The organism is Corynebacterium sp. (assembly GCF_030535495.1).
Classification (GTDB): Bacteria; Actinomycetota; Actinomycetes; order Mycobacteriales; family Mycobacteriaceae; genus Corynebacterium.
Map to the genome: position 1 here is coordinate 1 of NZ_JAUNRW010000192.1, position 1,602 is coordinate 1,602.

The window sequence follows — 1,602 nt, forward strand, 5'->3', positions numbered from 1 at the left end:
ATGACTCTCCCCTCCCCCAGCCCGGACACCTACGCCCTTGTCACCGGCGCCAGCCAGGGCATCGGCATGGCCCTGGCGCGTGATCTCGCGTCGATGGGTCACAACCTGATTGTGGTGGCGCGTCGAGAAGCAGTGCTGCGCGAACTCGCGGACACGCTCGAGCAGGCGCACGGCGTCACCGTCGAAGTCTGCGCGGCGGATCTGAGCAAGCACGAGGAGGTCAGCCGGGTCATCGAGCTTATCGACGCCCACCCGGTCACCATCCTCATCAACTCCGCCGGCATCGCCTCCTTCGGGCCGCTGATGAAGCAGGACTGGGAGTACGAGGTCGACCAGTTCCACCTCAACGCCACCGCCGTCCACCGCCTCACCCACGCGGCCTTGCGCGGCATGCTGGAGCGGAAGTCCGGGGCGATCTGCAATGTCGGCTCCGCGGCCGGCAATGTGCCGATCCCCAACAACGCCACCTACGTGTTCACCAAGGCCGGCGTCAACGCCTTCACCGAGGCCCTGCACTACGAGCTCAAGGGCACCGGCGTGACCTGCACGTTGCTCGCCCCGGGCCCGGTGCGCGAGGCCGTCATCCCCGACGAGGAGAAGTCGATCGTCGACCGCGTCGTCCCCGATTTCCTGTGGACCACCTACGAGTCCTGCTCCCGCGAGACCCTCGAGGCGATGGCGACAAACCAGCGCCGCGTGGTGCCCGGTCCCTTGAGCAAGGCCATGAACGCGGTGTCCAAGGTCGCCCCGACGGGGCTGCTGGCCCCGCTCATCGGTCGTTTCTACGCCAAGATGGGGGAATGAGCATGGACATCGCCGCCAAGAACGACCGCCTCGTCTGGGTTGACCTGGAGATGACGGGGCTGGACCTGAAGCGCCACGTCATCGTCGAGGTCGCCGCCCTGGTCACCGACGCCAACCTGCAGATCATCGGCGAGGGCGTGGACCTGGTCGTCCACGCCACCGAAGAGGAGCTGGCGCAGATGGACGACTTCGTCACCAACATGCACGGATCCTCCGGCCTGACCGAGCAGGTCCGCGCCTCGACCGTGTCGTTGCGCGAGGCCGAGGACGCGGTCCTGGCGCTCATCGCCGAGCACTGCTCCCCCGACCACCCCGCCCCGCTGGCCGGCAACTCGATCGCCACGGACCGGGCGTTCATCCGCGAGCAGATGCCGCGTCTCGACGCCGCCCTCCACTACCGCATGGTCGACGTCTCCTCCATCAAGGAACTGGCCCGCCGCTGGTTCCCCAAGGCCTACTTCAACCAGCCGGAGAAGGGGCTGGCACACCGCGCGCTGGCCGACATCGTCGAGTCCATCCGCGAACTCGACTACTACCGACGCGCCGTCTTCGTCCCCGCCCCCGGCCCCGAGTCCTCTGCGGCGGCCGAGTGCTCCGCCGCCTCCACCGAGCACTACCAGCGGTTTTTGTAATCTGCTGCTGGTGGGTTAATCTGTAATCCGCTGCGATTGAGCAGCGATGGTGGCTGTAGTTCAGCTGGTAGAGCACCAGGTTGTGATCCTGGGTGTCGCGGGTTCGAGCCCCGTCAGCCACCCCGAAAGGTAGCCCCTGACCTTGGGAAACAAGGTCAGGGGTTTT

General features: G+C 66.8%; 2 protein-coding genes and 1 tRNA gene. All 3 read left to right on the top strand.

Annotated features, from left to right (window positions below):
* Positions 1-804 (top strand): mycolate reductase (gene cmrA / locus Q4F73_RS12480; RefSeq protein ID WP_303359660.1); only part of this gene is annotated, 804 nt, incomplete at its 5' end.
* Positions 801-1,436 (top strand): oligoribonuclease, encoded by a 636-nt coding sequence (gene orn, locus Q4F73_RS12485; RefSeq protein ID WP_303359661.1) that lies wholly within the window; start codon positions 801-803, stop codon positions 1,434-1,436. The genes cmrA and orn, both read left to right, overlap by 4 nt.
* A 49-nt stretch (positions 1,437-1,485) precedes the next feature.
* Positions 1,486-1,558: transfer RNA gene (locus Q4F73_RS12490), tRNA-His, on the top strand.
* Positions 1,559-1,602 lie beyond the last annotated feature (44 nt).